We start from the raw sequence: 22,804 nt of genomic DNA, 5'->3' as shown, positions 1-22,804 counted from the left end.
TTTCGGGGGGCCGGTCGGCGCCCCGAAGCCGGTTAACGGTTTTCCGGCAGCACGATATTGCTCTCAGCCAGCGTCCCCATGTCGTTGAACATCGCTCCTGCCGCCTCCACCAGATGCATGGCTAACGCCGCGCCGCTGCCCTCGCCTAAGCGCATGCCCATCTCCAGATAAGGTTGCAACTGCAGGTGCTCCAGCGCAATACGTGCCCCCTTCTCCGCCGACAGATGCGACGGAATCAGGTACGGATGCAACTGTGGCGCGATCCGGCAGGCCGCCAGTGCCGACGCGTACGATAAAAAGCCATCGAGTATTACCGGCAATCCGCAGGAAGCGGCGCCCAGCATGACCCCGGCCATCCCGAGCAAGTCAAAACCGCCCACTTTTGCCAGCACGTCGAGGCCATCTTCGGGTGAAGGCTGGTTGACCGCTATCGCCCGGCGTACCACTTCCGCCTTGTGCGCCAGCTGCGATATTGGAAGGTTCGCGCCGATGCCCACAACATCGCCGGCATCATGATCGGTCAGCACGCTGACTACTGCCGCAGCGGGGGTCGTGTTAGCCATTCCTAATTCGCCCACGCCGAACAGACGCACGCCCTGCTCCGCAAGCTGACGGGTGTAGCGCATGCTCGCCAGCAGCAGCGTTTCAGCCTGCTCGCGACTCATCGCCGCGGTACAGGCAATATTACCGCTGCCGCGCGCCACTTTCATATTTACCAGCCCAGGGATCGGTTCGGCGTCAATACCGATGTCAACTACCTGAACATCAGCCCCGGCCTGAGCTGCCAGCACGCAAACGCCGGTATTCTTACGGGTCATATTGACCGCCTGAATCGCGGTCACCGCCTGTGGCGAGACGGTAACACCTTCATGCCAGACGCCGTGGTCGGCGCACATGACCACGATAGTTTTGCGTGGAAAACGTAATGCGCCCTGTAGCCCCGGCATACCGGCCAGCTGAATCGCCAGCGATTCCAGACGCCCCAGGCTGCCGGGCGGTTTCAACAAGCCGTCAATATGCTGACGAGCCCGCGACATCGCGCTTTCGTCCGGCCGCGGGATGGCCGCTAACCATTCACTTATTGTATCCATATGCTTCCTGTCAGCGCGGTGTGTGCTCTATAGCAACGCCAGTAAAAAGATAACTTCGCCCAGTTCAATGGCCGCTCCCAGCGTATCGCCGGTTTGCCCGCCCAGCGTGCGCTTCAGCGCCTGACCAAGCGCCGACACCACCAGCAGCGTTATAACCGCAGCCAGCAGGCCCTGCACGCCCAGCAGCAGCGTTGCCAGCGCCAAGGATAGCGCCAGGGTAATGACGGTCTGCCGGAAAGTCACCTTGCCAATAAATACGTTACCAAGCCCCTGCTCCCGGGCATAACGCTGGCGGTACATTAGCAGCACCGACATCCCACGCGCCACAGCGCAGGCGGCAGCCAGCGCCGCTAGCATCGAGGTACCGCGCAGCGCCAGTTCGCTAATGACCAATACCTTTGCCACCAGCACAAAGATCAGCGCCAGCCCGCCGTGCGTCCCCAGCCGACTATCACGCATGATCTCCAGCATCCGCTCGCGGCGACGGGCTGAGAAGATCCCATCGCAGGTATCCGCCAGGCCATCAAGATGAAAACCGCCGGTCAGCAGCGCCAGCGCCAGTACGGCGAACAGCGCGGCCAACGGCAGGCCGCACCAGGCATGAAGCGCCAGCATCACCAGCCCGGCAATCGCGCCAAGTAGTAACCCCACCAGTGGGAAAGTCACGATCCCGCGCTCATATTGATCGATTTCCAGCCCCTGCGACCAGCGGGCCGGAACCGGTATGCGGCTCATAAAGGAAAGCGTGGCAAAGAACGATTTAATCATTTGATTTTGACTCCTATCCCTGAAACAACCAGCCACACCTCATCGGCAGCCGCGGCCAGCATCTGATTCACACGCCCGGCAATATCGCGAAAATGCCGGGCCAGCCGGTTGTCCGGCACGATTCCCAGCCCCACCTCATTGGTGACCAGCAGCACCGGCGACGGGCAGGCACGGCAGGCAGCAATCAGCTGAGTGATTTCTTGCGTGACTATCCTTTCCAACGCAGCGTAATCCCATTCATCAGGATCCGTTTCCCCACCTTCAGCGAACAGAATATTGGTGACCAGTGTAGTGACGCACTCAAGCAAAATGGCTTCATCGGGTGCGTTATCGGGGGTAATGAGTGGCGTCAGGTCACGGCTGCGCTCCGCTGTACGCCAGTGCGGCAGGCGGCTATTGCGGTGATGTTGAATGCGTGCGGCCATTTCATCGTCAATAACGGCTGAAGTGGCGATATAGAGCACCGACGTGCAGGATTGGAGTAAAGATTCGGCGTGACGGCTTTTGCCGCTACGCGCGCCGCCGGTAATCAGTATCATCGCGGCGGTACCTGAATCTGGGACAGCATGTGATAAACCCTTCCGGTATCAATAAGTTCACGGCGGCAGTATAACAAACTGTCGGCTTAAAGGGCGATGCTTATACGGAGGTTTAAGGCAGGAAGACGGAAAAGCCCGGCGGCCAGCAATGCCGCCGGAACTAATGAGTGGTTTATTCGCCGACTTTGGCTTCACCCATCACTTTGAGTTTTTTAGAGATGTCGCGACGCTCTTTCGACAGCTCGGCGTTTTTGATGATGTAATCGTCAACGCGGTCTTCATAATCGGTTTTCATGCTGGCGATGATACCCTGAATGGCTTCAACGCTCATACCCGGCTTGATGTAGTCGCTGAGGTTGTCCAGCAGCAGGACACGCTTCTGGTTATCACGGATCTTTTTCTCAACGTCCTGAATTTCACGCTGCAGCTTGTTCTTACGACGGAACAGACGAACAAACTCCAGAACGTCCTGGAAAGAAGGCTTAGTTGTTTCCATTTTTACACCCCTAATATTTGAGATTCGGATTCGCTAAAGCGACTGCCCTATAGGGCTAACATAACTGCTAGCAGTCGCTGATGACAATGTTTTTTCCTTTGCGTTTATCATAACCCTAAATGCTGCTGAATCGAAGCAACCTGTTCACTTCGCGCACGTATCTGTCTTTTATTTGCGCAGCGCGCGGCAAATAAGGTGCGACAGCAGCTCAAGCTGGCGCGCCAGCTCAATGGTCAGCCAAACATAGCCGTGAATCGGCGTTTCCGACAGATTATCGCCCTGATGCTCTTTGATAAGCTGTCGCAACTCGACCACAATCTCGTTGAGCTTCTCGGTGTTGGCGCGTACCGGCTGCGGGTTTCCCTCATACAGGGCATGGGCGATAGTCAGCAACGTTTGCTGGGTCATCCGTTGGGTTTCGCGCAATGTCTGGGCGTTGAGCATCACAAAATGGCCCTGACGAGAGGCCCAATAAGCGTTGATTTGCAGTTCCAGCATGCATACCAGATTACGGCTGACGGTCTGGATGGCTTCGAAGATTGCTTTCTGAATATGCGTTTCTTTGCTGGCCGGGGTTATCAACCCGCGCATTTTCACCACGTCATTGAGCGCTTTCTGAAGATGTTTTTCCAACCGCGGGCGCTCAACCAGATTCGGCGAAAAACCGGCCTGATACAGCCGATTAAACGTTGTGACGTAATTCGCCATCTGGATGCGCCAGTGCAAAAACGCCCGCTGCGGCCAGATACCGGTAAACAGCATCGCCAACAGTGAGCCGAAAATGACATCGCCGCTTCGCCACAGCGCGGTGTTCATATCACCCGGCGGCGCGCCGACCACCACCGCCAGCGTAATGCCAATCAGCAGCGCCTGGTAGGGCCGCTTGCCGAGCGCCAGCCAGCCGCAAAGGAACATCGCCACCGCGCACCACAGCACCATGATTGGCAGTGAGATAAGTTCGAGTTTGAGCGCCACCAGCCCCAGTACCGAACCGAGGATAGTGCCGCCAATACGTTCGAAGGCCCGCGGCACCACATTGCCCCAGAAAGAGATAGGCCCCATCACCACCACCAGGGTGATCAGAGGCCAGGTGCCCTCCGGCACGTTCAGCAGACGCACCAGCAGGAAGGTCAGGACAAAAGCCAGCGCGATGCGGATACCGTGCACAATTCGGTAATGACGATACAGACGGATCTCAAATGGCTTAAGTGATTTATCAGCGCGCACGGCCTGCTCCGGCAAACAGAAAAGGCCAATTGTAGCCGCTTTTTTCACGAGCGCACTGCGCTAATGTAAAAAACCTTGTCAAGATAAGGGATAACGACTTACGAGCCGATACGGTTCACCGCCACATACATCTCAATATCCCAGTGACCATCCTGGTTGCCATCGTTAAGATAAATTTCAAAACAGGGCTTATCCGCGATTTCGAACTCGCTGCTCTGCAGCAGGCTGTCAAAGAACTGCAGCCAGGGCGTGGAGAAATCATGGTTAATGACCCGCGCGCTGGCGCAGGCGTAGTCGCCACCGGCAATTGCGGTGAGGATCACCCCTTCGCTATTAGGCGGGATGACGTAATCATCGGCCACGGTAACAACGGTGTCACAACGCAGTTTTTCCGCCGGTACCTGCTGCGGATTATCGTAATAAACCGCGACCCACTCCTGCGCCGGCACCTGGTGGTGACTGACCCACGCCGCCAGTTGTTCAAACCCCTGTTTTACGGTCTGCTCCCAGGGGCCAACCATATGAAACCCGGCAATCTTGCGGGGAGAGAGAGATTGAATGCTGTAGTTCATAGCGCCTCCAGTGTTGATAAAATACTGTATAAATATACACTAAATTTAGCAGCCAGATGAACAACAGTATGTGCGCGGATTCACAGAGTCGCCACAAGCGCGAAATGAATGAAGCCCGCCGCGGAGTGCGGCGGGCCAGAGGGTAACGAGATTAAATGCCGTGATGCAGATAATCGCTCAGGCGGGAAAACATCCCGCCCTTGCCTACGCTTTCCAGGGTCACCAGCGGCCAATGCCCGACCACTTTGTCGCCATCGTAAAGCGAGATTTCGCCCACGCGTTGGTTAGCGGTGAGCGGCGCTTCCAGATCCTTAGTATCCAGTACATATTTTGCTTTGATACGCGGAACTTCTGATTTCGGGATCGCGAGCCAGAAGTCCCGATCGGTGCCGAGCTTGATCTGCTCTTTGTCGCCATACCAGATATGTTCGACGCCGACCTGCTTACCTTTTTGCAACACTTGCACGGTGTCAAAGTTCTGTTGACCCCAGTGCAACAGCTTAGCCGCCTGCTCTTCTCGCCCTTTTGGACTATCGGCTCCCATCACCACGGCAATCAAACGACGCTGCCCATCGACCGCCGAGGCAATAAGGTTGAAGCCCGCTCCGGAGGTATGGCCGGTTTTCAGACCATCGACATTCATGGTTTTGTCCCACAGCAAACCGTTACGGTTCTGCTGGGTAATGCCGTTCCACGTCAGGCTTTTTTCGCTATACATATGATAGACATCCGGCTCGCCGTGAATGATGGCCCGCGACAACACCGCTAAATCATAGGCGGAGCTATGCTGGCCTGGCGCGTCGAGTCCATGAACGGTTTCAAAATGGGTATCTTTCAAATGCAATTTTTCAACGTAGCTATTCATCAACGCGACAAATTGCGGTTGGCCGCCGGCAACATAGTCAGCGAGCGCGACGCAGGCGTCATTACCGGAGTCGACGATCAGACCGCGGCTAAGATCGCGAACGCTGACGCGATCGCCCGCTTTAAGGAACATCAGCGAAGAACCGTTAAACACCGGATTGCCCTTGGCCCAGGCATCCTTACCGACGGTGACCATATCATCAAAGGTAATGCGGTGGCTGTCTATGGCCCGGTCGACGACGTAACCGGTCATCAGTTTGGTTAGGCTGGCGGGGTTACGCTGTTGGTGTTCGTTACCGGCGGTCAGGATTTGACCGGTAGTGTAGTCCATCAGCACCCAGGAACCGGCCTGGATCGAGGGCGGCGTCACGGTGACGGGCAAATCAGCGGCAGCAAATGCGCAAGAAACGCTCGAAGCGAGCAAAGTTACAGCAAATAAAAAACGGCCTTTCAACGGCATATCCTCAAGATTTACAGATTCGCCGTCCTTTTTACGGAAGTTCGCCTGAGAGATCAGGGTTAAATTGCAAGAAAATATGACATGATCTTTTTATCTAATGTTATTCAAAGACGCCATGCACAGAAGCTAGTCTCTATTGTTGTTAATAGAGCAATAAAGCGCCAACAATCACCATGCAATCAATAAGGATAAATTATTGTCTTTTTATTGAATAAAAAGCTTTCATGAAAGAAATCGGAAAGAAGTACGAATGTATTACCTACTAAAATTTTGGATCACAACCATTACTCAGTGAACTCCTAAAATCATGTACAAGCCATACTGGCGTTAGACATTTGTTTCATATTATAGTAGGTATTGGAAGATCTTTTACATGTTATTACTCAATGATGGTGGAAAAATGCATCAAAATAAAAACTGGTCTCCTGAGCTTGATGGCTTGCGAGGCTATGCTTCCTTGTGGGTCCTGCTCGGTCACATTTGTATTTTGACACGATGCAACATCCCTATCCTGAGTAACCCGGATTTTGGTGTCGATCTTTTCATTTTGCTGTCCGGCTACCTGATGGCCAAGAATTACATAGAGAGGCAGCATGTCGAACCCTGGGCGTCCGTGAAAACGGTAACTTCATTTTGGACAAGGCGCTTTTTCCGAATCGCCCCGCTTTACTATGTCCTTCTAATTGTGGCATTTATTTTCGGTGAAACCTTTGGCCATTACCGGGATGCTATCGCGCTGGCATGGCCTGAAACGCAAACGGAGACCGCGAGATATACCGACTCTTCAATGGCGAACGTGTTAACGCACATCTCATTCACCTTTGGTTTCCTTCCTTATTATTCATTCAGGACAGTTCTTCCTGACTGGAGTATTGGGCTTGAAATGCAATACTATGCCCTGTTCCCGTTTATCATGATGCTGGTTTTGGGGATTGGTTTCATTAGGACTTGCCTGGCAGTGATTGTAATGTGCGTAATGGCAGCATTTATTTTTCCTGGATATTTCGCCGCATTCCCTATGCCCTCAATGATTTTATTCAAACTACCTTTATTTATATCAGGAATGTTGCTCTATAAAGCCGTAGCAGAGAACAGTAAGATTTATGTTATGGTTGCATTGCTTTCCCCACTCGCTGCATTTTTAATGGGTTACTTTACTTCACCTATCCGGATGTTCATTGAGATTATGATAATCCTTGGGATGTCGACTCTTCTGATGCCACATAGTGAGAAATCGCCTCTAAAAGGTATTGTCTTCCTGGGCAGGAAGCTACTTTCCGCCCGCTTCAGCCAGTTCCTCGGCGACGTATCTTATTCGGTATATCTGTTGCATTTAATGATTGTTATTCCGTTGATCGGATGGCTTGTTCAACATCAGACCTATGTCCAACTTCCTGCATTGATCCGTTTTGTTATTGCTGCAGTGATAATTTTACCAATAACTTATATCATTGCTATAAACCTATACAAATACATTGAAAAAAGAGGCATTGCATTGGGGCGTAAAATTATAAAACCTAATAGCATTAAGGTTAACGAAACGGCTTAAACAATACCTATAGCCAAAGAGAGTACGTGGCGATATTATTTTAAAATAATATCGCCACGACATTAAAATCCAATACAAACTTTAGTTGCGCCTTCAATGCTTATAGGTGAAAATTAGCCTATCAAATAGATTATCAAAGCGATTACATTTCAATTATGGCTGACGGCGAACAACAATCCTTCCTCTTCCACGACTACGAAACCTTCGGTACCAGCCCTTCGCTCGACCGGCCGGCGCAGTTCGCCGCCATCCGCACCGATAGCGATCTGAATGTCATTGGCGAACCGGAAGTCTTCTACTGCAAGCCTGCCGACGACTATCTGCCGCAACCGCAGGCGGTGATGATTACCGGTATTACGCCACAGGAAGCGCTGGCCAAAGGCGACAACGAGGCCGCTTTCGCCCGCCGCATCAACGATCTGTTCACGGTGCCGAAAACCTGTATCGTCGGCTACAACAATGTCCGCTTTGATGATGAAGTCAGCCGTAATATTTTTTACCGCAACTTCTACGATCCGTACGCCTGGAGCTGGCAGCATGATAATTCGCGCTGGGACCTGCTGGATGTGATGCGCGCCTGCTATGCCCTGCGCCCGGAAGGTATCAACTGGCCGGAAAATGAAGACGGTCTGCCAAGCTTCCGCCTTGAGCATCTGACCGTCGCGAATGGCATTGAGCATAGCAATGCCCACGATGCAATGGCCGATGTGTACGCCACTATCGCGATGGCGAAACTGGTGAAGGCCCATCAGCCGCGCCTGTTTGAATATCTGTACAGTCATCGTAATAAACGCAAGCTGGCGACGTTGATTGACGTGCCGCAGTTGAAACCACTGGTCCACGTTTCCGGGATGTTCGGCGCCGCCCGCGGCAACACTAGCCTGGTCGCGCCGCTGGCCTGGCATCCGGATAACCGCAATGCGGTGATAATGGTTGATCTGGCGGGGGATATGTCACCGCTACTGGAGCTTGAGGCTGATACTCTGCGCGAGCGTTTGTACACCCCGAAAGACGAACTCGGCGATTTACCGGCAGTGCCGATTAAGCTCGTTCATTTAAATAAATGCCCGGTGCTGGCGCAGGCCAATACGTTGCGTCCGCAGGATGCCGACCGTTTAGGTATCAATATTCAGCGCTGCCTGGAGAACGCCCAACTGCTGCGCGCAAATCCGCAGGTTCGTGAGAAAGTGGTGGCCCTGTATGCCGAAGCCGAGCCGTTCGTGCCATCGGATAATGTTGACGCCCAACTGTACAACGGATTCTTTAGCGATGCCGATCGCGCGGCGATGAAGATTGTGCTGGAAACCGAACCCCGTAATCTGCCGGCGCTGGATATTACCTTTGCTGATAAACGCATTGAACGCCTGCTGTTTAACTACCGCGCGCGTAACTTCCCCGGTACGCTTGATGAAAACGAACAGCAGCGCTGGTTAGAGCACCGCCGTAACGTCTTTACGCCGGAATTTTTGCAGGCCTATGCCGATGAACTGCAGGTGATGTATCAACAGTATGCTGACGATAGTGAAAAACAGGCCCTGTTGAAGGCGCTGTGGCAATATGCGCAGGAAATCGTTTAACCCGGGCCAGGCCGTCACCGTAGCCCGGGAGTACTGACTTAACTTTTCGCGCGGCTGGCGATGATGTCGTCGGCCACGTTACGCGGCGCTTCCGCGTAATGATGGAACTCCATGCTATAGGTCGCACGGCCCTGCGACATCGAGCGCAGCGTGGTGGAATAACCGAACATTTCGGCCAGCGGCACATCGGCACGAATAATCTGGCTACCGAAACGCTCCTCCATCCCCTGCACCATTCCGCGACGGGAAGAGAGATCGCCCATAATATTGCCGGCGTACTCTTCCGGCGTCTCCACTTCGACGTGCATCACCGGCTCCAGGATCACCGGGTCCGCTTTTCGCGCCCCTTCCTTAAAGCCGAAAATCGCCGCCATACGGAAAGCCATCTCGGACGAATCGACGTCATGATACGAACCAAACGTCAGGGTCGCTTTAACGTCGACAACCGGATAGCCCGCCAGCACGCCGGCGCCCATCGCTTCACGCAGCCCTTTTTCCACAGAAGGGATGTATTCACGCGGTACCACCCCGCCTTTGGTGGCATCTTCAAACACAAAGCCGCTACCCGCAGCCAGAGGCTCCAGGGTCAGCACGACGTGCCCATACTGCCCCTTACCGCCGGACTGCCGCACAAATTTCCCTTCCACATCCTTCACCGTTTTACGGATGGTTTCCCGATAGGTAACCTGCGGACGGCCAATATTTGCCTCAACGCCAAACTCGCGTTTCATACGGTCGACGATAATCTCCAGATGCAACTCCCCCATCCCGGAGATAATCGTCTGCCCGGACTCTTCATCGGTATGCAGGCGGAAGGACGGATCCTCGGAAGCCAACCGCTGTAGCGCAATGCCCATTTTCTCCTGGTCGGCCTTGGTCTTCGGTTCAATCGCCAGCGAAATAACCGGTTCCGGGAACTCCATACGCTCGAGAGTGATGACCGCATCCGGATCGCACAGCGTATCACCCGTCGTGACATCTTTTAAACCAACGCAGGCGGCAATATCACCGGCATGCAGCTCGTCGACTTCGTGGCGATCGTTGGCATGCATCAGCACGATGCGCCCGATACGCTCTTTCTTGCCCTTCACCGGGTTAAAGACCGCATCGCCTTTTTTCAACGTTCCGGAATAGACGCGAATAAAGGTCAACTGGCCGACGTAGGGATCGGTCATGAGTTTAAACGCCAGCGCCGACAGCGGCTCATCGTCGCTCGGGTGACGTTCCGCCGGTTGCCCCTTGTCATCAATGCCCTGAATCGCCGGAATATCCAGCGGCGACGGCATTAACTCAACGACCGCATCGAGCATCCGCTGCACGCCTTTATTTTTAAAGGCGCTGCCGCAGAGCACCGGCTGGATTTCGCCGTCGACCGTGCGTTTACGTAGCCCGGCCACAATTTCCGCTTCGCTCAGTTCGCCGCTTTCGAGATATTTATCCATCAGCTCATCACTGGCTTCCGCCGCGGCCGAAACCATTTTTTCCCGCCACTGCCGGGCCGTCGCCAGCAGGTCATCAGGCACAGGCGCATAGCTGAACGTCATCCCCTGCGTGGCATCATCCCACAGAATGGCCCGCATCTTTATCAGGTCAACGACGCCGGTGAAATGCTCTTCGGCGCCAATTGGGATCACAATCGGCACCGGGTTGGCCTTCAGGCGATCGATCATCATTTGCACCACACGGAAGAAATCGGCGCCCGGGCGGTCCATTTTGTTCACGAACGCCAGTCGCGGAACGTGATACTTGTTGGCCTGCCGCCAGACGGTCTCTGACTGCGGCTGTACGCCGCCGACCGAGTCATAGACCATCACCGCGCCGTCCAGCACGCGCATCGAGCGTTCTACTTCGATGGTAAAGTCCACGTGCCCCGGGGTATCAATGATATTGATACGATGGGGCTCAAAGCTGCGGTCCATCCCGGGCCAGAAGCAGCTTACCGCTGCGGAAGTAATGGTAATCCCACGCTCCTGCTCCTGCGCCATCCAGTCGGTAGTTGCCGCGCCATCGTGTACTTCACCCAGCTTATGGCTCATCCCGGTGTAAAACAGAATGCGCTCAGTGGTGGTGGTTTTGCCGGCATCGATATGCGCGGAGATACCGATGTTGCGATAACGTTCGAGGAGGATGGGTCGGGGCATGATGCGTCCTTAGTCATTTTGACTGTCAATGAGCGGCTAAATCTGCCGCGGTTAGGTTTACGGCATCTATAATAGTACAATTGTACGAGTATATTCGAACTATTTTCACTATCACTGCTATCGGACAGCTTGCGACGGCGCGCGTGGCGCAAGAAAAGGAGTTTGGGTATAGTAGCCGCCAGCCGCCGATACGGGTTGCTGTTCGCGTGAACAGCACAACCGCCGACACAGGAATATTATGATCGCCAATCACCCCGAACGTGAACAAATTCGCCTCGAAAATGTTCTTTTTGCCCTCGGCAACCCCTTGCGGCTGGAAATCATTCGCACGCTCTCCGACGGCAGCGAGCAGAGCTGTAACGCGCTGCGCAAAGAAGATATCGCTAAATCCACCATGACTCACCACTGGCGGGTGCTGCGCGACAGCGGCGTGATCTGGCAGCGGCCACAGGGGCGTGAAAATCTCATTTCGCTACGCCGCGACGATTTGGATGCCCGTTTTCCAGGACTGTTGGATACACTGCTTAATGTGATGCGACAGGAGAAGTAAGCCATCCCTGTCCCCCCGGTAAGGCGACCGCCGCCAGCGGGGGAAAAACCAGCGGACGCCAGAAACAAAAAAGCCGGAGGTCTCCCTCCGGCTTTTCTTATCATAAAGCGTAATTACGCAACGTCTTCGTACTGCGGTACCGGGTTGCGGAAGCTTTTGGTTACGCACGCCAGGTAAATCAGACCGATACCGGCCCAGATCAGACCCAGGATCATCGAGCTCTCTTCCAGGTTAACCCACAGCGCGCCAACGGTCAGAGCGCCGCACATCGGCAGGAACAGATACTGGAAGTGGTCCTTCAGCGTCTTGTTGCGTTTCTCGCGGATCCAGAACTGGGAGATAACCGACAGGTTAACGAAGGTAAACGCCACCAGCGCGCCAAAGTTAATCAGCGCAGTCGCCATCACCAGGTCAAAGTTAATCGCCAGCAGCGCGATCGCGCCAACCAGGATGATGTTCATCGCCGGGGTGCGCCAGGTCGGGTGAACGTAGCCGAAGAAGCTTTTCGGGAATACGCCATCACGGCCCATCACGTACATCAGACGCGCAACGCCAGCGTGCGCCGCCATACCGGAAGCCAGCACGGTGATGGTGGAGAAGATCAGCGCGCCTACCTGGAAGGCTTTACCTGCCACATACAGCATAATTTCAGGCTGTGAGGCATCCGGATCCTTAAAGCGCGAGATATCCGGGAAGTACAGCTGCAGGAAGTAGGTGGCAAAAATGAAGATCAGGCCGCCAATCAGCGCAGTCAGGAAGATAGCGCGCGGAATAACGCGTTCAGCATCCTTGGTCTCTTCAGACAGATTGCTGATGCCGTCAAAGCCGGTAAATGAGAAGCAGAGTATCGTCGCCCCGGTAATCATCGGGATAACGTGCGCATCGCCGGACCAAAACGGACGGCTGCTGGCCAGCGTACCGGCGCCCTCGCCTTCAAATACGCCATACACCACCATGCCGAGGATCACGGCAATCAGCACCACCTGCAACACCACGATAACGGTATTGAAGTTGGCGACGGACTTGATGCTGCGCAGGTTAAAGGCGGTCATGAACGCGACCAGCGCGATAACAAACACCCACGATGGAATCGAAGGCACCAGCGCTTCAAAGTAGATTTTCGCCAGCAGGATGTTGATCATCGGCGCGAACAGGTAGTCGAGCAGAGAGGACCAACCCACCATGAAGCCTACGGTCGGGCTAATGGATTTCTGGGCGTAGGTATACGCGGAACCCGCGGAAGGATAACGGCGTACCAGCTTCCCGTAGCTCAGCGCAGTAAAAAGAATAGCGATTAACGCAAAGGCGTAGGCCGTCGGCACGTGACCGTCGGTCATACCAGAGACGATACCAAACGTATCGAACAGCGTCATCGGCTGCATATAGGCCAGGCCCATCATTACAACCGGAACTAACGTAAGCGTTTTACGTAATTCCACGCGAGAGGTATTTGGAGTAGCGTTATGCGACATAGTTATCCCCTTTTACGGTGAAGGCCAGCGCGTAAGCAAAAAATTGCCCCATTTCTTTCTATTCCTCAGCGACAACGACTGTCGGTTTTTAGTAAATATCTATCCGGTACGAAGCCCGGCCTCTTGGTATTGAATGATGTGTCTTTCGACCAAAAAAATAACCGACACTTTAAAAAAAGCGTCGGCTAGTCTCTGGTTTTCAGGCTGCGTATTTTGCAACAACTTCTGGCTTAATGACAAGATGTTGTAGGGTTTATTAATAGGCTAAGAATTCTAACCGACTAATATTCATACTATTTTAGTATTGTAGATCTGACGAATAGCACTATTTGCTAATATCGCTTGTAACCACCATTGCGCGGCAAGGCCAAAAACGTCTTCATTCCAGCCAATCCATGCCCGATGCAACCGCGCGGGTGTGGTAATGCGTTTCTCGACCAATTTTCCCTTCTCAAGCCAGGGCTCAGCCAGATAACGCGGCAGGTAGGCCCAGCCCATGCCGGCGCATACCAGCTCCAACAGGCCGTTCATATCAAAAACCGTCACCGTCTCCTGCTTTTCGCCCGGCGGTAAAGCGGCAGCGCAAATAATCGTCCGGTATCGCTGTAACACTCGCAAACTCAACGGTTCCTTAGCCTGCGCCAACGGATGATTAACCTCGACTACAAAACACAGATCCAGTTCGCCAAGCAGACGAAAACCATAACCCACCAGCGTTGGCGGCTCGTTAAGCGCGCCCAGCACCATGTCGACCTCGCCTGCCGCCAGAGCATCCCAACCGCCAGCAGCGGTGAACTGCAAACGGGTCACGTTGTGCTGTTGATAAAACTGTTCCATCAAGGAAGATAAAAGAGAGAAAGGGAAAGTCATATCGACACTGATGGTCAGAGTATTTTCCCAGCCCTGATGTAGCCTGATGGCCTGCAGCTCAAGTTCGCGAGCGGTATGGAGTAGCTCACGCCCCTTCTCCAGCAGCATCTGCCCGGTGCAAGTAAAGCGCGCCCGATGACCGCTGCGATCCAGCAGTTGGATATTCAGATCGCTTTCTAATTTATGGATGGTATAGCTCAGCGCCGAAGGGGTTTTATAGAGCTTTGCCGAGGCCGCGGCAAAGCTCCCCTCTTTATCTAAGGCATCAAGAATAACGAGAACATCCAGCAGTGGTTTCATCGCCCCCCCTTACGGTACGCGATCGTCTGCTGGCGGTTACTCCATCGGCATCACCAGCGGATCGGGGTACTGGTATTCAAAGCCAAGCTCATAGCATATCCGGTTGCCATCAATGATTTTGCCTTTACCCCCCTCCGGGTTATCGGTAAATACCGGTAACGGCAGCCCAAGTTCACGGGCCATCTGCGGATAAAAGACGCCGCGCGCCGGATGCTGCGGCGCACATATATTATAGATGTGTCCGCCTTTCGGAGCCTGAAGCAATAACTCAATTGCGGCAATAACGTCCTGCAGATGCACCAGATTGACCCCGTGCTGGCCATCCGGGGCCGATTTACCGGCAAAGAAACGGCCCGGATGGCGCGATGGTCCAACCAGTCCGGCAAGACGCAGAATATCCACCGAGGTCCCCGGCAACGCATGCAGCCAGTCCTCCAGCTCTTTCAGAACCCTGCCGCTGGCGGTTTGTGGATTGCGTGGCGAATTTTCCTTCATCGTCCCTTCGGTATTGCCATAAACCGAAGTCGAACTGGTAAAAATAATGCGTGGAATATGCCGCGAGAGCGCGGTATCGACAATCTCCTGCACCGCCTGTAGATAAAAATCTTCCCCGGGCCCCGTGCGCCGCGCAGGTAACGTGATGACCAGCGCATCGACGTTCATCATCGCGTCCAGATCCTCTGCATCACAGATCAACTGGGGTTCAAGGCGCAGCGGATACCCTTCAATTCCGCACATCCGCGCCGCCTCTACGCCGTCCTGCGTCGTTTTACTGCCGGTGACATGCCAACCGCGCGCCCGCAATGACAACGCAAGCGGCATGCCCAGCCATCCTAACCCGACAATCGCGACCTTTTTCATACCCTGGCTCCTGACTCATTCGCTGTGCTGATACTAGGCTACGCTAGCCTGCGAGACCTGACAATTTGTTCGGCGAATATGAAATGAATTAATGATGGAAAAAAGGGCTTGCTTTATGCGCCGCAACTGGTTTAGGTTAAAAGACATCAAATGCATAGTCATTCAAAGAGAATTTTATGAACAGCGTTCAATTTAAAAACCACCACCATCACCATCATCCTGACTAGTCTTTCAGGCGATGTGTGCTGGAAGACGTTTGGATCTTCCAGTGGTGCATGAACGCAAAGAGAGCCCCCGGAAGATTCACTTCCGGGGGCTTTTTTTTGGACCGAATTCGGACAGATTCAGACAGGTATTCAGAGGAAAACAACAATGTTAGACAACACCCGTTTACGCATAGCTATTCAGAAATCCGGCCGTTTGAGTGAAGATTCACGCGAACTGCTCGGCCGCTGCGGCATTAAAGTCAACCTGCACACCCAGCGTCTGATCGCCCTTGCGGAAAACATGCCGATCGATATTCTGCGCGTTCGCGATGACGATATTCCGGGGCTGGTGATGGACGGCGTTGTCGACCTTGGCATTATCGGCGAGAACGTGCTGGAAGAAGAGCTACTGAGCCGCCGCGCGCAGGGCGAGGACCCGCGCTATTTCACCCTGCGCCGTCTCGATTTTGGCGGATGCCGCCTGTCGCTGGCGACACCGGTGGATGAAAACTGGAATGGCCCGGCGGCGCTGGACGGCAAGCGCATCGCCACCTCTTACCCGCACCTGTTAAAACGCTATCTCGATCAGAAAGGTATCTCCTTTAAATCCTGTCTGCTGAACGGTTCTGTCGAAGTCGCGCCGCGCGCTGGCCTTGCCGATGCCATCTGCGATCTCGTTTCTACCGGCGCAACCCTTGAAGCCAACGGTCTGCGCGAAGTTGAAGTTATTTATCGTTCCAAAGCCTGCCTGATCCAGCGCGACGGTGAGATGGACGATGCGAAACAGCAGCTGATCGACCGTCTGCTGACCCGTATTCAGGGGGTTATCCAGGCCCGCGAATCGAAATACATCATGATGCACGCGCCGACCGAACGGCTGGAAGAAGTGGTGGCACTGCTGCCGGGCGCCGAGCGGCCAACTATTCTGCCGCTGGCGGGCGACAAACAGCGGGTAGCGATGCACATGGTCAGCAGCGAAACCCTGTTTTGGGAAACCATGGAAAAACTGAAAGCGCTGGGCGCCAGCTCCATCCTGGTGCTGCCGATCGAGAAGATGATGGAGTAATCCAGCAATCCGCATACGGGACAAACAGGGGAAATGACCATGAGCTTCAATACCATTATCGACTGGAATAGCTGCAGCGCCGCACAACAGCAACAACTATTAATGCGCCCGGCGATTTCAGCTTCCGAGAGCATCAGCAAAACGGTAGCCGGGATCCTCGGCAACGTTAAAGAGAATGGCGATGCCGCTTTACGCGAATTTAGCGCCAAATTCGATAAAACCACCGTCACGGCGCTGAAAGTGTCTGACGAAGAAATTGCCGCTGCCGGCGCGCGTCTCAGCGACGAACTCAAACAAGCGATGGCGGTAGCGGTCAACAATATCGAGACCTTTCATAACGCCCAGCAGTTGCAGGTTGTCGATGTTGAAACCCAGCCCGGCGTACGCTGCCAGCAGCTTACCCGCCCTATCGCCTCCGTCGGCTTATATATTCCGGGCGGCTCGGCGCCGCTGTTTTCAACGGTGCTGATGCTGGCAACGCCAGCGCGCATTGCCGGCTGTCAGGAAGTGGTACTGTGTTCGCCGCCGCCGATTGCCGATGAAATCCTTTATGCGGCGCAGCTGTGCGGCGTGCGTAATATCTTTAACGTCGGCGGCGCGCAGGCTATCGCGGCAATGGCCTTCGGTACCGAATCGGTGGCAAAAGTCGCTAAAATCTTTGGCCCCGGCAACGCCTTCGTCACCGAGGCCAAACGCCAGGTCAGCCAGCGCCTCGACGGCGCGGCTATCGATATGCCTGCCGGCCCGTCGGAAGTTCTGGTGATCGCCGACGGCGGCGCGACGCCGGATTTCGTCGCCTCCGATTTACTCTCCCAGGCGGAACATGGCCCGGATTCCCAGGTTATCTTGCTGACCCCTGACGCCGACATGGGCTCCCGGGTCGCCGCAGCGGTTGAACGTCAGCTAGCTGCCCTGCCGCGTGCCGAAACCGCACGTGAAGCGCTTTCCGCCAGCCGTATCATTGTCGCCCGCGATCTCGCGCAATGTGTAGAGATCTCAAATCAGTACGGGCCGGAGCACCTGATTATCCAGACCCGCAACGCCCGTGAACTGGTTGACGGTATCACCAGCGCCGGTTCGGTATTCCTCGGCGACTGGTCGCCAGAATCGGCAGGTGATTACGCCTCCGGCACCAACCACGTGCTGCCAACTTATGGGTACACCGCGACCTGTTCCAGCCTCGGTCTGGCGGATTTCCAGAAACGAATGACCGTACAGGAACTGACGCGTGAAGGCTTTGCCGCCCTCGCCCCGACTATCGAGATCCTGGCTGCAGCCGAACTGCTGACCGCCCACAAAAACGCCGTGACGCTACGCGTGGCCGCCCTTAAGGAGCAAGCATGAGCATTGAAGACTTAGCCCGCGCCAATATTCGCGCGCTGACGCCGTATCAATCCGCCCGCCGTCTTGGGGGAAAAGGCGACGTGTGGCTGAACGCCAACGAATTCCCCACCGCTGTGGAATTCCAGTTGACCGAACAGACGTTAAACCGCTACCCGGAACCACAGCCGAAAGCGGTTATCGAAAACTACGCGCAATATGCTGGCGTAAAACCAGAGCAGGTACTGGTGAGCCGCGGTGCTGACGAAGGTATCGAGTTATTAATCCGAGCTTTTTGCGAACCCGGCGAAGACGCGGTCCTTTATTGCCCGCCTACCTACGGCATGTATAGCGTCAGCGCCGAAACCATCGGCGTTGAGTGCCGCACGGTGCCGACGCTCGCCGACTGGCAGCTCGATTTGTCTGGTATCGAAGCGAATCTCATCGGCGTGAAAGTGGTGTTTGTCTGCAGCCCAAATAATCCAACCGGGCAGATAATCAATCCACAAGATTTCCGCGCCCTGTTGGAAATGACGCGCGGTAAAGCGATCGTGGTAGCGGATGAAGCCTATATTGAGTTCTGTCCGCAGGCGTCGCTCGCCGGTTGGCTAAATGAATACCCGAACCTGGTTATCCTGCGCACCTTATCGAAGGCTTTTGCGCTGGCCGGACTGCGCTGCGGTTTTACGCTGGCGAATGCAGAGGTGATTAATGTCCTGCTGAAAGTCATCGCGCCTTATCCGCTTTCGACGCCGGTCGCCGATATCGCCGCCCAGGCGTTGAGCCCGGCAGGCATCGCCGCCATGCGCGCGCGCGTGGCGCAGATCCTTGATGAGCGCGCTTACCTGGTCAATGCGCTGCGTGGCATCGCCTGCATCGAGCAGGTGTTCGATTCCGAGACCAACTACCTGCTAGCGCGGATAACCGCCTCCAGCGCGGTGTTTAAATCTTTGTGGGATCAGGGCATTATCTTACGTGACCAAAATAAACAACCCTCATTAAGCGGCTGTTTGCGTATCACTATCGGTACCCGTGCAGAGAGCCAGCGCGTGATTGACGCTTTGACTGCGGAGAATGTATGACCCAGAAGTTTCTCTTTATTGACCGTGACGGTACGCTTATCTCCGAACCGCCGGTTGATTTTCAGGTAGACCGGTTTGAAAAACTGGCCTTCGAGCCGCAGGTGATCCCGGCGCTGCTTAAGCTGCAGCAGGAAGGCTACAAGCTGGTGATGATCACCAACCAGGACGGGCTTGGTACCGATAGCCTGCCGCAAAATGAGTTCGACGGCCCGCACAACCTGATGATGCAGGTCTTCTCCTCGCAGGGCGTTAACTTTGAATCCGTCCTGATCTGCCCGCACATGCCTGGCGATAACTGCGACTGCCGCAAGCCGAAGACCCAGCTGGTATTGCCGTGGCTGGAAGACGGCGTGATGGATAAAGCCCACAGTTACGTCATCGGCGATCGCGCCACTGATATAGAGTTAGCGGATAACATGGGCATCACCGGCCTGCGCTATAACAGTGAAACGCTAAACTGGCCGACCATCTGCGAACAGCTGACCCGTCGCGATCGCTACGCTCACGTTGAACGTATCACCAAAGAGACTCAGGTTGACGTTAAAGTCTGGCTGGACCGTGAAGGCGGCAGCAAGATCCACACCGGCGTTGGTTTCTTCGACCACATGCTCGATCAGATTGCCACCCACGGCGGCTTTCGCCTGGAGATTAACGTCGGCGGCGATCTTTACATCGACGATCACCACACCGTAGAAGATACCGGCCTGGCGTTAGGCGAAGCGCTGAAGCTGGCGCTGGGTGATAAGCGCGGCATTAACCGCTTTGGCTTTGTGCTGCCGATGGATGAGTGCCTGGCGCGCTGTGCGCTGGATATCTCTGGCCGTCCGCACCTCGAATATAAAGCTGACTTCACCTATCAGCGCGTCGGCGACCTGAGCACCGAGATGGTCGAACACTTCTTCCGCTCGCTCTCCTATACCATGGCGGTGACGCTGCACCTGAAAACCAAAGGTAAAAACGATCATCACCGCGTCGAGAGCCTGTTCAAAGCCTTCGGTCGTACACTGCGCCAGGCCATTCAGGTCCAGGGCGACACCTTGCCATCTTCAAAAGGGGTATTGTGATGAACGTGGTGATCCTCGATACCGGGTGCGCCAACCTCAACTCGGTGAAATCTGCGGTGAGCCGCCACGGCTATGAGCCAGTGGTCAGCCGCGAGCCGGATGTTGTTCTGCGCGCCGATAAACTTTTTCTGCCCGGCGTCGGCACAGCGCAGGCTGCGATGGATCAGCTGCGCGAACGCGAGCTCATTGACTTAATTAAAGCCTGTACCCAGCCGGTGCTGGGGATCTGTCTCGGCATGCAGTTACTCGGTGCGCGCAGCGAAGAGAATAACGGCGTTGAGTTACTGGGCATTATTGATGAAGACGTGCCGAAAATGACCGACCACGGATTGCCGCTGCCGCATATGGGATGGAACCGGGTGTATGCCAAAGCCGGCGATCGTCTGTTCCGCGGCATTGAAGAAGGCGCCTATTTCTATTTCGTCCATAGCTACGCCATGCCGGTCAATCCGTACACTATCGCCCAATGCAACTACGGCGAGGCCTTCACCGCGGCGGTACAGAAAGATAACTTCTTTGGCGTACAGTTCCACCCTGAGCGCTCAGGTAGCGCCGGTGCGCAGCTGCTGAAAAATTTCCTGGAGATGTAATGATCATTCCAGCTTTAGATTTAATTGACGGTACCGTGGTGCGCCTGCATCAGGGCGACTACGGCCAGCAGCGCGACTATGGCAACGATCCGTTACCACGCCTGCAATCCTATGCAGACCAGGGCGCGGAAGTATTGCACCTGGTTGATCTGACCGGGGCAAAAGACCCGGCAAAACGTCAGATTCCGCTGCTTAAGACCCTGGTCGCCGGCGTTACGGTACCGGTGCAGGTCGGCGGCGGCGTACGTACGGAAGAAGACGTTGCCGCACTGCTTGACGCCGGCGTGGCGCGCGTGGTGGTCGGTTCAACGGCGGTAAAATCGCCGGAGGTGGTCAAAACCTGGTTTAAACGCTTTGGCCCCGAGCATCTGGTACTGGCGCTGGACGTACGCATTGATGCCGATGGCAATAAACAGGTGGCGGTGAGCGGCTGGCAGGAAAACTCTGGCGTCACTCTGGAAGAGCTGGTGGAAAGCTATCTGCCGGTCGGCTTGCAACATGTGCTGTGTACCGATATCTCCCGCGATGGCACTCTCGCGGGTTCCAACGTCTCACTGTATGAAGAAGTCTGCGCGCGTTATCCGCAGGTGGCGTTCCAGTCTTCCGGCGGGATCGGCGGTCTCAACGATATTGCCGCGCTGCGCGGAACCGGCGTTCGCGGCGTGATCGTCGGCCGCGCGCTGCTGGAAGGTAAATTCAACGTAACGGAGGCTATCCAATGCTGGCAAAACGGATAATCCCCTGCCTCGACGTCCGCGACGGCCAGGTAGTGAAAGGCGTACAGTTCCGCAATCACGAAATTATCGGTGATATTGTGCCGCTGGCAAAACGCTATGCCGATGAAGGCGCGGATGAACTGGTGTTCTACGATATCACCGCCTCCAGCGATGGCCGGGTAGTCGATAAAAGTTGGGTTTCGCGCGTGGCGGAAGTCATTGATATTCCCTTCTGCGTCGCCGGCGGGATTAAGTCGCTGGAAGACGCGGCGCAGATCCTCTCCTTCGGCGCCGACAAAATTTCAATTAACTCGCCTGCGCTTGCGGATCCAACGTTAATCACCCGCCTCGCCGATCGCTTTGGCGTGCAGTGCATCGTGGTAGGTATCGATACCTGGTTTGATGAACAAACCGGTAAATATCACGTTAATCAGTACACCGGCGATGAGAGCCGAACTCGCGTCACCCAATGGGAGACGCTGGATTGGGTGCAGGAAGTACAAAAGCGCGGAGCAGGAGAAATCGTCCTCAACATGATGAACCAGGACGGCGTGCGCAACGGTTACGATCTGGATCAGCTCAGAAAGGTCCGTGAAGTATGTAACGTTCCGTTAATTGCCTCCGGCGGCGCCGGAACCATGGAGCACTTCCTTGAGGCCTTCCGCGACGCCAACGTCGATGGCGCCCTCGCCGCTTCCGTGTTCCATAAACAGATTATTAATATTGGCGAATTAAAAACGTTCCTGGCAGCCCAGGGCGTGGAGATCAGGGTATGTTGAGTGAACAGCTCGATTGGCAAAAAACCGACGGCATGATGCCGGCCATCATACAGCACGCTGAATCTGGCGAAGTGTTAATGCTGGGATATATGAATGAAGACGCGCTGGCGAAAACGCAAGAAAGCGGCAAAGTGACCTTCTACTCGCGCACCAAACAGCGCCTGTGGACAAAGGGTGAAACCTCCGGCAACTTTCTTAATGTGGTCAGCATTACCCCCGATTGCGATAACGATACCCTATTAGTGTTGGTCAACCCGATAGGCCCGACCTGCCACAAAGGGACTTCAAGCTGCTTTGGGGAAACCGGACACCGATGGCTGTTCCTCTATCAACTGGAACAACTGCTGGCCGAACGCAAACATGCTGACCCGGAGAGCTCATACACCGCGAAACTGTATGCCAGCGGCACCAAACGTATTGCGCAAAAAGTAGGTGAAGAAGGCGTGGAGACCGCGCTTGCAGCAACGGTGCATGATACGTTTGAGCTGAAGAATGAGGCTTCTGACCTGATGTATCACCTGCTGGTGCTGCTGCAGGATCAGGGACTGAATTTAGGGGAAGTGATCGATAATCTTAAGTCTCGACATTAGTAAAACATTACCTGCATAAAAGAGACTCTGGTTTAATATGATGACCATTTAAAC

Annotated in this window: 24 protein-coding genes and 1 other annotated feature; of the genes, 12 read left to right on the top strand and 12 right to left on the bottom strand. The window is 54.8% G+C overall.

Annotated features, from left to right (window positions below; genetic code table 11):
• Positions 1 to 32 precede the first annotated feature (32 nt).
• The 7 genes from cobT to dacD all read right to left on the bottom strand — a co-directional run bounded on the left by cobT (position 33) and on the right by dacD (position 6,011).
• A complete protein-coding gene (gene cobT / locus ACSEMK_RS20750; RefSeq protein WP_316424189.1) occupies positions 33 to 1,091 on the bottom strand; it encodes a nicotinate-nucleotide--dimethylbenzimidazole phosphoribosyltransferase in 1,059 nt (352 codons plus the stop codon).
• 27 nt (positions 1,092 to 1,118) lie between these two features.
• The gene (gene cobS / locus ACSEMK_RS20745; RefSeq protein WP_113373520.1) at positions 1,119 to 1,859 is read right to left on the bottom strand and encodes an adenosylcobinamide-GDP ribazoletransferase; all 741 of its coding nucleotides are present in this window, start codon (positions 1,857 to 1,859) and stop codon (positions 1,119 to 1,121) included.
• Entirely contained in the window at positions 1,856 to 2,398 is a 543-nt protein-coding gene (gene cobU / locus ACSEMK_RS20740; protein WP_087860482.1) for a bifunctional adenosylcobinamide kinase/adenosylcobinamide-phosphate guanylyltransferase, read from the bottom strand. Before cobU ends, cobS begins: the two co-directional genes overlap by 4 nt.
• Before the next feature lie 172 nt (positions 2,399 to 2,570).
• The gene (locus ACSEMK_RS20735; protein WP_015365834.1) at positions 2,571 to 2,894 is read right to left on the bottom strand and encodes a DUF496 family protein; all 324 of its coding nucleotides are present in this window, start codon (positions 2,892 to 2,894) and stop codon (positions 2,571 to 2,573) included.
• 168 nt (positions 2,895 to 3,062) lie between these two features.
• Complete coding sequence (locus ACSEMK_RS20730) at positions 3,063 to 4,121, bottom strand: FUSC family protein (protein WP_113373700.1); 1,059 nt, start codon at positions 4,119 to 4,121, stop codon at positions 3,063 to 3,065.
• 98 nt (positions 4,122 to 4,219) lie between these two features.
• Positions 4,220 to 4,693 carry a DNA gyrase inhibitor SbmC gene (gene sbmC / locus ACSEMK_RS20725; protein ID WP_113373519.1) on the bottom strand — a complete coding sequence of 158 codons (474 nt, stop codon included), beginning with the start codon at positions 4,691 to 4,693 and terminating at the stop codon, positions 4,220 to 4,222.
• Between the two features lie 151 nt (positions 4,694 to 4,844).
• A complete protein-coding gene (gene dacD / locus ACSEMK_RS20720; RefSeq protein ID WP_430914565.1) occupies positions 4,845 to 6,011 on the bottom strand; it encodes a serine-type D-Ala-D-Ala carboxypeptidase DacD in 1,167 nt (388 codons plus the stop codon).
• A 406-nt stretch (positions 6,012 to 6,417) separates the two neighbouring features.
• Between dacD and ACSEMK_RS20715 the strand changes: the two genes are divergently transcribed.
• Both ACSEMK_RS20715 and sbcB read left to right on the top strand, forming a co-directional pair.
• Positions 6,418 to 7,566, top strand: coding sequence for an acyltransferase family protein (locus ACSEMK_RS20715; RefSeq protein WP_430914588.1), 1,149 nt, complete (start codon positions 6,418 to 6,420; stop codon positions 7,564 to 7,566).
• 155 nt (positions 7,567 to 7,721) lie between these two features.
• A complete protein-coding gene (gene sbcB, locus ACSEMK_RS20710) occupies positions 7,722 to 9,143 on the top strand; it encodes an exodeoxyribonuclease I (protein ID WP_430914566.1) in 1,422 nt (473 codons plus the stop codon).
• 38 nt (positions 9,144 to 9,181) lie between these two features.
• On the opposite strand, the gene fusA is transcribed toward sbcB, so the two are convergent.
• Complete coding sequence (gene fusA / locus ACSEMK_RS20705; protein ID WP_430914567.1) at positions 9,182 to 11,284, bottom strand: elongation factor G; 2,103 nt, start codon at positions 11,282 to 11,284, stop codon at positions 9,182 to 9,184.
• Positions 11,285 to 11,522: 238 nt separating this feature from the next.
• On the opposite strand from fusA, the gene ACSEMK_RS20700 reads away from it, so the two are divergent.
• Positions 11,523 to 11,834: an ArsR/SmtB family transcription factor gene (locus tag ACSEMK_RS20700; RefSeq protein WP_015365828.1), complete on the top strand. Its 312-nt coding sequence runs from the start codon at positions 11,523 to 11,525 to the stop codon at positions 11,832 to 11,834.
• 113 nt (positions 11,835 to 11,947) lie between these two features.
• Here the strand turns inward: ACSEMK_RS20700 and plaP are convergent, their stop codons facing one another.
• The 4 genes from plaP to ACSEMK_RS20680 form a co-directional block, all read right to left on the bottom strand.
• The gene (gene plaP / locus ACSEMK_RS20695; protein ID WP_015365827.1) at positions 11,948 to 13,306 is read right to left on the bottom strand and encodes a putrescine/proton symporter PlaP; all 1,359 of its coding nucleotides are present in this window, start codon (positions 13,304 to 13,306) and stop codon (positions 11,948 to 11,950) included.
• A complete protein-coding gene (gene yoeI / locus ACSEMK_RS20690; protein ID WP_096335043.1) occupies positions 13,296 to 13,358 on the bottom strand; it encodes a membrane protein YoeI in 63 nt (20 codons plus the stop codon). The genes plaP and yoeI overlap by 11 nt, the downstream gene beginning before the upstream one ends.
• A 236-nt stretch (positions 13,359 to 13,594) precedes the next feature.
• Positions 13,595 to 14,476: a LysR family transcriptional regulator gene (locus ACSEMK_RS20685; RefSeq protein ID WP_213794933.1), complete on the bottom strand. Its 882-nt coding sequence runs from the start codon at positions 14,474 to 14,476 to the stop codon at positions 13,595 to 13,597.
• 36 nt (positions 14,477 to 14,512) lie between these two features.
• Positions 14,513 to 15,337 carry an SDR family oxidoreductase gene (locus tag ACSEMK_RS20680; RefSeq protein WP_045379289.1) on the bottom strand — a complete coding sequence of 275 codons (825 nt, stop codon included), beginning with the start codon at positions 15,335 to 15,337 and terminating at the stop codon, positions 14,513 to 14,515.
• Positions 15,338 to 15,513: 176 nt separating this feature from the next.
• Here ACSEMK_RS20680 and hisL point away from each other — a divergent pair, with 176 nt between their 5' ends.
• From hisL to hisIE, 9 genes are all read left to right on the top strand, one after another.
• Positions 15,514 to 15,564, top strand: a complete 51-nt coding sequence (gene hisL / locus ACSEMK_RS20675; protein ID WP_009654477.1) for a his operon leader peptide — start codon at positions 15,514 to 15,516, stop codon at positions 15,562 to 15,564.
• Positions 15,540 to 15,662 (top strand) — a sequence feature (His leader region). Its footprint overlaps the gene before it by 25 nt.
• Positions 15,663 to 15,709: 47 nt before the next feature.
• A complete protein-coding gene (gene hisG / locus ACSEMK_RS20670) occupies positions 15,710 to 16,609 on the top strand; it encodes an ATP phosphoribosyltransferase (RefSeq protein WP_045379285.1) in 900 nt (299 codons plus the stop codon).
• Positions 16,610 to 16,648: 39 nt separating this feature from the next.
• Complete coding sequence (gene hisD / locus ACSEMK_RS20665; protein ID WP_430914568.1) at positions 16,649 to 17,953, top strand: histidinol dehydrogenase; 1,305 nt, start codon at positions 16,649 to 16,651, stop codon at positions 17,951 to 17,953.
• A complete protein-coding gene (gene hisC, locus ACSEMK_RS20660; protein ID WP_430914569.1) occupies positions 17,950 to 19,011 on the top strand; it encodes a histidinol-phosphate transaminase in 1,062 nt (353 codons plus the stop codon). Before hisD ends, hisC begins: the two co-directional genes overlap by 4 nt.
• Entirely contained in the window at positions 19,008 to 20,075 is a 1,068-nt protein-coding gene (gene hisB, locus ACSEMK_RS20655; RefSeq protein WP_430914570.1) for a bifunctional histidinol-phosphatase/imidazoleglycerol-phosphate dehydratase HisB, read from the top strand. The genes hisC and hisB overlap by 4 nt, the downstream gene beginning before the upstream one ends.
• Positions 20,075 to 20,665, top strand: coding sequence for an imidazole glycerol phosphate synthase subunit HisH (gene hisH, locus ACSEMK_RS20650; RefSeq protein ID WP_087860475.1), 591 nt, complete (start codon positions 20,075 to 20,077; stop codon positions 20,663 to 20,665). Before hisB ends, hisH begins: the two co-directional genes overlap by 1 nt.
• Complete coding sequence (hisA, locus tag ACSEMK_RS20645) at positions 20,665 to 21,402, top strand: 1-(5-phosphoribosyl)-5-[(5-phosphoribosylamino)methylideneamino]imidazole-4-carboxamide isomerase (protein WP_213315679.1); 738 nt, start codon at positions 20,665 to 20,667, stop codon at positions 21,400 to 21,402. Before hisH ends, hisA begins: the two co-directional genes overlap by 1 nt.
• A complete protein-coding gene (gene hisF, locus ACSEMK_RS20640) occupies positions 21,384 to 22,160 on the top strand; it encodes an imidazole glycerol phosphate synthase subunit HisF (protein WP_015365818.1) in 777 nt (258 codons plus the stop codon). Before hisA ends, hisF begins: the two co-directional genes overlap by 19 nt.
• Entirely contained in the window at positions 22,154 to 22,750 is a 597-nt protein-coding gene (gene hisIE, locus ACSEMK_RS20635) for a bifunctional phosphoribosyl-AMP cyclohydrolase/phosphoribosyl-ATP diphosphatase HisIE (RefSeq protein ID WP_316424196.1), read from the top strand. Before hisF ends, hisIE begins: the two co-directional genes overlap by 7 nt.
• The last annotated feature ends 54 nt before the right edge of the window (positions 22,751 to 22,804 follow it).

The organism is Klebsiella sp. K-3, from assembly GCF_051207495.1.
Classification (GTDB): Bacteria; Pseudomonadota; Gammaproteobacteria; order Enterobacterales; family Enterobacteriaceae; genus Klebsiella; species Klebsiella aerogenes.
This window is presented reverse-complemented; position numbering and strand designations above follow the sequence as displayed.